The sequence below is a fragment of the Ginsengibacter sp. genome (assembly GCF_057362405.1).
Map to the genome: position 1 here is coordinate 1 of NZ_JBMQQG010000177.1, position 7693 is coordinate 7693.

A 7693-nucleotide genomic window follows, 5' to 3' on the forward strand; every position below is an offset into this window, starting at 1 on the left:
AATATAGCCTTATTGACCAGGATACCCGTTTGCCAAAACCCAATTATTGGGCTGCCTTATTGTGGGCAAAACTAATGGGTACGGAAGTGTATGAAGCCGGCGACGGTACATCGGGTACTTATTTGTTTGCACACAACATGAAAGGACATGAAGGTGGCATTACGTTGCTGGTGATAAATACTAATAATGAAACTACGTCTATCCATATTCCTTCAGTTGCGCAACAGTACACATTAACATCTAAAGAATTAGAGGGAAGAACAGTACAGCTTAACGGGAATGATTTGCAATTAACCGCAGACGATCAATTGCCAGCTATTAATGGACAACCTGTAAAAGCCGGCAGCATTACGTTGCCCGCTCTAAGCATCAGCTTTATAACTTTTGCCAATGCCGGAAATGAAGATATTTCTAAGTGAACATTGAATTGAACTTAAATGCCTGAGGCTTTACTACAACGGCTAAAATTTGGTTGTGAACACCAAGAGGATTCTGGTGGACACTTTTAATAATATCGCATATGACCTGAAATCGCTGCTGAGAAATAAATATTGAAACGCCGGATAGTAAATCGCAGAAGCATGGCTAACGCTACTGGCTACATGACAAACCGACGTTTGCAATACTTCTTTATATTTCGACAAATGGAAGCTGGGAGATACTGGCACAAGCAGGGCAGCAAGAGCATTTTTTTACATTCTACTGACATCATTGGGAAGAAAATTGCCGCTATTGCATAATAAGTTCTAACTTTAAAAAGACCTGCTCTTGTATATTTTTTATCGGGTATTCTTTCTAAATAGTTTTTATGAAAATTATCTTTTTGTTCCTGGCAGCGGTTATTACTTGTTCAGCATGCAATAATAAAAAAGCTACACCCATTACTCAAAAGGAAGTGGCTCCCGTTAAAAAAATATTGCCATCCGCAGACATGCAAATAAAATTGGCATTATTGGCTGCTCCACAGGAAAAAAGAGATAGCGCCACCGTTTATGGCTACGATGCCGATACGCTACTCGTCACTTTAAGAAAGGGTACCAATGAAATGATCTGTCTTGGAGACAATCCACGTTCACCCGGGTTTTCAGTAGCCTGTTATAGTAAAGAACTGGAACCTTTCATGGCGAGAGGTCGGGAACTGAGAAAGCAGGGAATGACGGAAAAACAATTATTTGATGAACGGGGAAAAGAAGTGCAGGAAGGCACGTTGAAAATGCCTAAAGATCCCGCAGCATTATATGTGTATACTGCCAAAAAGGAAGATGTGAACTATAACAGTGGAGAGGTTAAGAATGGTTATTTGCGCTCTGTCATTTATATCCCATTTGCAACGGCAGCCAGCACAGGTCTCCCGGAAAAACCGTCCGCCGCCGGTATGCCCTGGATCATGGATCCCGGAACATACGGTGCGCATATTATGATCAATCCATAAACTTTTTTCGTAATTGTTCGATGCGTTAATGTCAGCATCAAACAGGCTCTTTTGAAAAAATGTATGCAAACGTTTCCATAACATAATTTCTATTCTTGTTTTGAAAAAAATCTATGTTTGTTTCATTGAATTGTTATAATGATTGCTGACAGATGCTCAAAACCTGGTGCCTTTTACTCTGAAATTAAATTTATGCCTTCCCATACTTGCTTTAATTTTCGAAATCTCTTTGAAACAAATAACCTCAAAACATAAAGTGATGAACCATCAAAAAAAAATCAACTGCATCCGTGGCTTACAAATAATAGTGGTCACTCTTGCATTTACAATCTTTAACTTAAGCGCTGTTTCAGCAAAGCAGAATCCCAGGGTATTGGTATTTTATAAAACAGCAGGATATCACCACAGCTCCATTGCGCTGGGCCTGGTAGCTATTCAAAAGTTGGGTGCTGAAAATAATTTTGATGTAGATACCACTCTCGATGCCGATAAAATAAATGCGGATAATTTAAAGCAATATAAAGCCGTGATTTTTTTAAGTACCACAGGAGATATATTAAACGATGAGCAAAAGGAAGCATTTAAAAAATATATTGAATCGGGCGGAGGTTTCATGGGCATTCATGCAGCCACCGATTGCGAATACAACTGGCCGTGGTATGGCAATCTTGTGGGGGCTTATTTTGGCGCCCATCCTGCTCAACAGGTTGCTACGCTCAACATTGTTGATAAAAATAATATTTCAACCGAAGAACTGCCCAACCCCTGGATACGCAAAGACGAGTGGTATAGTTTTAAATGGATGGCACCAGGTCTTCATGAACTAATTACCATTGACGAAAAGAGTTATGACCTTGGCAAAATAAAACCGATGGGCCATCACCCTATGGCCTGGTACCATGAGTATGATGGCGGCCGGTCTTTTTATACTGAGTTAGGGCACGTTGATGAGTCTTACGCTGATCCTGTTTACCTGCGTCATATTCTCGGGGGAATAATTTATGCCATGGGCATAAAGCATCATGGTAAACTTAAAGTTGGATAACAACATCCCGCAATTATTGCCTTTATAAAAATCATTAAATAAATGAATATCAAATTTCACTTCGTTGTCCTTTTATGTTTGTGGCTACTCGTGATTAGTTGTAGCTCAAAAAATGATAACCGGCAAACAGTCTTTAATCCCCATCCTTCATCAGCTTACTTATCTCCTGAAGAGAGTATGAAGACCATGTATCTTCCAAAAGGATATCATTTGGAACTGGTAGCCAGCGAACCCATGATTGAAGATCCGGTGGCTATTACGTGGGATGGCAATGGCCGAATGTATGTAGCAGAAATGCTGACGTACATGAAGGATGCAGATGCCACCGGCGAGCAGTTGCCATGGAGCAGGATCATGTTGCTGGAAGATACTGACAACGATGGAAAAATGGATAAGAGTAGCGTGTTTGTTGATAGTCTTTTATTACCGCGGATGATGCAAAGCGTCGGCAATGAGTTGCTGGTAAATGAAACGAATTCAATTAAGATAACGAGCTACAGTGATACAAATGGCGATGGTAAAGCAGATGTAAAAAAAGTAGTGTATAACAAAGACAACTATGTTCCCACCGATGCCAATATGGAACACCAGCGAAGCGGGCTCGATTGGAACCTGGATAACTGGATGTATATGACATACGATCCCGTGCGCTTTCGGTATACTAACGGTGTTATAAAAGTGGACAGCATTGCCAGCGGGGTGAATGGACAATGGGGTTTAACCCATGATAATTACGGTCGTTTATTTTTCTCCAGTGCAGGCGGAGAAACGCCGGTATTAGGATTTCAGATTAACCCTGTATATGGAAGGCTTGATTTTGACGATCAGTTTGACAAGGCGTTCCAGGGCGTATGGCCCATCATAGCAACGCCGGATGTACAGGGAGGCAATGCAAGGCTGCGGCCAAATAATACCCTTAATCATTTTACGGCCTCATGCGGCCAGTCTATTTTCCGGGGAGATGCGTTGCCGAAGGATTTTGTGGGAGATTATATTGTATGCGAACCGGTGGGAAGAATAGTAAGAAGAGCGAAAGTGACTGATGTAAAAGGGAAAACGTTTCTTAAAAACGCTTACGACAGCATGGAATTTATTTCTTCGTCCGATATGAATTTCCGCCCGGTAAATAGCGCTACAGGTCCCGATGGCAATTTATATATTGTAGATATGTACCGCGGAATTATTCAGCAGGGAAACTGGACTAAAGAAGGAAGTTTTTTACGTCATAAAATAGATAGCCTTGGCCTTGCTAAAAATATAGACCGCGGCCGTATTTACAGGGTGGTGTATGATGGAATGAAAAGCGATCCGAAACCAAATATGCTCAATGAATCTTCGGCTGCATTGGTAAAATACCTGGGTTACCCTAATGGCTGGTGGCGGGACAATGCACAAAAATTGCTTGTCACCCGCAGTGATCAATCTGTCGTTCCTGCATTAAAAGCTATTGCTACGGGCGGGCACGGCGTTCCCGCAAATGATACTAACCAACTGGCACGCATACACGCTTTGTGGACGTTAGAAGGATTGAATGCTATAGATAAGGACGTTTTGATGCAGGCATTGCAGGACCAAGATCCGCAAGTAAGAAAAACTGCGGTGTGGATCAGTGAGCCATTTCTTAAAGCTAATGATAGCCAGCTGATAGATGCCGTAGTAAAACTTAAGGACGATGCCAGCTACGATGTTCGTGTGCAGATAATGCTTTCTATGTATCGTAGTTCCTCGGATAAAGCGAAAGCCATGATAAATGAAATGGTACAGGAAAATTCAGGTAACCAAATGCTGGTGGCAACGAAAAATGCGCTTGATAATAACAAGTTGGTGGGCGAACTTTCGGGCAGGCTTGCCAACATGGCACGTAGAGATAAAGAAGATATCCTGGATGGCGCTATAATATTCAGGTCACTGTGTGCTAACTGCCATGGTGCCGATGGAAAAGGGCTCTCTATAGGCGGAAACGCAATGGCCGCCCCTCCACTTGCAGGCGCTATGCCATTACAGTTTACTGAGAAAAATACAGCTATCAGGATTTTACTAAACGGCCTGACCGGCCCCGTAAACGGAAAAAACTACTCTGGCGGAATGCCCTCGATGGCTGCCAATGATGACGACTGGATTGCCAATGTGTTAAGCTATGCCCGTTACCAATTTGGTAATTCAGCTAAAATTAAAAATACTCCTTCACCTGTTGTTAGTTCAAAAGAAGTGAAAGCGCTTAGAACAAAGGTTGCAGATAGAAATAAAGCCTGGACATTGGATGAACTGAAAAATATAAAAGAGTAGCGCATACTTCAGAAGCAATTACACCCGTGGGCGGTACGCTTGCCGGCCACGTGCAATGAGGCAATACATCCATTCAGTTAATCAGCATATATTGTTAGCCCCGAAAATTTTTCACGCAAAAAAATAATTGCGTATAATCTTAATTGTTAGATAAGGTAAAAGAAGTATAATATAATGCTTGTAAAAATGATCTGGCCCCTACATGCATTTCTGTTCAATGTAATATTGAGGCATCCAAAGATCTTTATAACGCAGCGGTCGCCCACAAATCTGGGAAATGGTGAAATAGGTGCCGGCATTGCTGGTGCAAAAAGCACCTGATTTTTCCTTGTACCGTTTTCGGAGAACATGGCTAACGCACAAGGCTATTCGACAAATATTGTGCTAAAGAACTCTTTTTATATTCCTGAACTCAATAGCTAAACAGTGCGTAACCAGGTTATACACATTTAACACTATTAGCTAAGGTTTTCAAATCATGCGGGAGAAGCCGGGGTGCCAATATTAATAATAAGCTCAAAAGTAGAAGCCTATCTAATCTATATATCCTAAAGAGGGGCCGGATGAAAATCCACCCCTCTTTTTTATTCCATTATCCTATGAAAAACCGGTACAAATGTAATAGCAAAAATTATGGTAAATACTGACGTAGGTCATCAAATCGAATGATTATAAACGAAAAGGGTAGGATAAATTATTTATATACGACCTGGTACTGTCCGGGAAACTTATCGATATCATATCCGCCCTCATCTGCAATATTCGTGAGGACCTGTTGATCTTCCAGTTCTGCGGGGTTAAAAAAGAGGGTCTTTGTTAATTCCATGTAAATATCGATTTAGGAAAATGTTTTGTTTTCATCTAAGGCTACATTAGTGTTACTAAAATGGGGGGTACCTTTTAAAACTGCCTTTTATGAGAACTCACTACCAAAATTACCTGGTTTTCATTGGCCTGCTCGCATGTAGTTCCTGCGCAACAATATTCAACAGGAAAACTACCACTGTTCATGTGTTTACCAATGCACCTGCTAAGATTACTTTGTCGGGAAACATGACTATTGATAAAATTACAAGCGGTGATTTTGCTGTTCAAAGGAGCAAAAGCCCGTTGATGATTACGGCTTCCAGCGATACGCTTTCAAAAACTGTTAGCATAAAACCGGGAAATTCATTTGCCTTTTGGTGTAATCTTAATTATTTCCCTTGCGGCTTACCCGGGTTTTTGATCGATTGGGAAAATCCTAAACGTTTTACCTATCCGCGTAATGTTTACCTGGATGTTACCAATAGAGACAGTACCTACGAAAGATTGATCCCGGTACCAAAAGAATATCAAAAATATCAATACATACTAGGCATTACACCTTTAAAAATTATTGATGCTTCTAATCCCGCTGTTGAAATTACCGGTGAAAAGAAATTGAATGCTTCATTATCCGGTGAATTAATGTTGGGCTACCTCTTACCCGGGGACATGGCTATTGGATCAGGAAATGATGTTGCGCCAAAAACAAAAGGTGTCACTGCCGGGCTGGTAGCAAAATGGTTTCCACATCATTCCGCGCCGCAGGGATTTTATACCGCATTGGGTTTTGATTATCTCAGGAATTCTTATCACGCTTCCGCCACATTTAATCACACTTCGCCGGATTCTGCTAATACCCAGTTGCCCTATAATTATACCGATACATTTTTGATTCACAAAAAAACCTATACCGTTAACATGATAATCGGCTACCAACGAATCTTCAAAAGGTTTTCTTTCGATGTATATGGAGGGTTAGGAGTGCGGTTTAAAAATGTGTTTTATACGGGTAAAAAATTTCCTGCTGACAACTGGAATTATTTTCGAAATGGTTTTGGTATTAACTATTCTTATCTGAAAAACCGGCAAGGAAAATATAGCGCATTATCTGTTCCGCTGAATATACGCATTGGGTGGACGTTCTGATATTACGGCGGCTGCAAAAGTGTGGCATAAAATCATAATGCAAACAATATTACTATCGCCACCGGGTATACGCATACCAATAATGCGTACCAGCGCCCAAATTGCGAAAATATACCCACACCAAATGTAGGGATAGATGCCGGATCTATTTTTCTTCAACTTTAATAGTACCTGTCTTAACTTTTCCAGCCCGCTTGTAATTGGCAATTATAACGCCGCCGGGTGTAACTATACTCTCTGTTAATGTAAATGCCGCCGGAGTCGCTCCATTGTCAAAAAGCTTTTTTCCCTTGCCTAAAATCAAGGGGTGAATTTTGAGTCTGAGTTCATCCACAAGGTCATTCTTAAGTAGCAGCTGAACGAGTTCACTGCTCCCCCAAACCTGGATGTCAGAGCCTTTTGAACCTTGCCTGCCGTTTTTCACCTGTTTGATATCTGCCACGTTTCTTATTACTACTGAGTTTTTCCACCCGGTAACTATCGGGTCCGATTTCTTCAAGCTTTTGGAAAACACGTATTTTGTGCCTTCATTAATACCCGGCCAAAAGTCTCCATGTTCGGGCCAGTAACCGGCCCACATCTCAAATGTTTTTCTGCCCAAAAGATAATCTGCAGGCTCCAGCTCTTTTTGCACTGCCTTACCATAAACTTCGTCAAAATATGGAGCCGTCCAACCGCCATATTTGAAACCGCCTGATGTATCTTCCTTACGTCCACCGGGCGCCTGCATCACACCATCCAGGGTGATCATCGAGAATACAATTATTTTTCTCATGAATTTTTATGATTTATTGAGAAACAAATTTCGGCAGAAACACACTGTCAATTGCAGGCCGTTTACGACAATTACAAGGCTCAATGCGACAACTATTGAAATCGCCCCAGATGATGACGTATCGCTATAGCATGGCCGCTTTCGAATATGCATTTATTCAGACCCGCAAGAATTTCGCCCGCATGAAAATCGGGGATAATGG

The 7693-nt window shown here is 41.4% G+C and carries 7 protein-coding genes; 5 read left to right on the top strand and 2 right to left on the bottom strand.

Annotation, left to right across the window (positions count from 1 at the left end; translation table 11 throughout):
- The 4 genes from ACO1O5_RS14675 to ACO1O5_RS14690 all read left to right on the top strand — a co-directional run.
- A partial coding sequence (locus tag ACO1O5_RS14675; protein WP_486271464.1) for a hypothetical protein occupies window positions 1-419 on the top strand: 419 nt, incomplete at its 5' end.
- Between the two features lie 389 nt (window positions 420-808).
- Window positions 809-1432, top strand: a complete 624-nt coding sequence (locus tag ACO1O5_RS14680) for a hypothetical protein (RefSeq protein WP_486271465.1) — start codon at window positions 809-811, stop codon at window positions 1430-1432.
- 259 nt (window positions 1433-1691) lie between these two features.
- Window positions 1692-2477, top strand: a complete 786-nt coding sequence (locus tag ACO1O5_RS14685) for a ThuA domain-containing protein (RefSeq protein WP_486271467.1) — start codon at window positions 1692-1694, stop codon at window positions 2475-2477.
- Between the two features lie 42 nt (window positions 2478-2519).
- Window positions 2520-4763: a DUF7133 domain-containing protein gene (locus ACO1O5_RS14690; protein WP_486271468.1), complete on the top strand. Its 2244-nt coding sequence runs from the start codon at window positions 2520-2522 to the stop codon at window positions 4761-4763.
- Between the two features lie 694 nt (window positions 4764-5457).
- Here ACO1O5_RS14690 and ACO1O5_RS14695 read toward each other — a convergent pair.
- On the bottom strand, window positions 5458-5589 hold the full coding sequence (locus ACO1O5_RS14695; RefSeq protein WP_486271469.1) for a hypothetical protein: 132 nt from the start codon (window positions 5587-5589) through the stop codon (window positions 5458-5460).
- An 89-nt stretch (window positions 5590-5678) separates the two neighbouring features.
- On the opposite strand from ACO1O5_RS14695, the gene ACO1O5_RS14700 reads away from it, so the two are divergent.
- Complete coding sequence (locus tag ACO1O5_RS14700) at window positions 5679-6716, top strand: hypothetical protein (protein ID WP_486271470.1); 1038 nt, start codon at window positions 5679-5681, stop codon at window positions 6714-6716.
- Window positions 6717-6861: 145 nt separating this feature from the next.
- Here ACO1O5_RS14700 and ACO1O5_RS14705 read toward each other — a convergent pair whose 3' ends face one another.
- Window positions 6862-7491: a dihydrofolate reductase family protein gene (locus tag ACO1O5_RS14705; RefSeq protein WP_486271472.1), complete on the bottom strand. Its 630-nt coding sequence runs from the start codon at window positions 7489-7491 to the stop codon at window positions 6862-6864.
- Window positions 7492-7693 lie beyond the last annotated feature (202 nt).

Coding starts and splice junctions, on each gene's coding strand:
- ACO1O5_RS14680 (WP_486271465.1), top strand. CDS start 809: ATGAAAATTATCTTTTTGTTCCTGGCAGCGGTTATTACTTGTTCAGCA.
- ACO1O5_RS14685 (WP_486271467.1), top strand. CDS start 1,692: ATGAACCATCAAAAAAAAATCAACTGCATCCGTGGCTTACAAATAATA.
- ACO1O5_RS14690 (WP_486271468.1), top strand. CDS start 2,520: ATGAATATCAAATTTCACTTCGTTGTCCTTTTATGTTTGTGGCTACTC.
- ACO1O5_RS14695 (WP_486271469.1), bottom strand. CDS start 5,589: ATGGAATTAACAAAGACCCTCTTTTTTAACCCCGCAGAACTGGAAGAT.
- ACO1O5_RS14700 (WP_486271470.1), top strand. CDS start 5,679: ATGAGAACTCACTACCAAAATTACCTGGTTTTCATTGGCCTGCTCGCA.
- ACO1O5_RS14705 (WP_486271472.1), bottom strand. CDS start 7,491: ATGAGAAAAATAATTGTATTCTCGATGATCACCCTGGATGGTGTGATG.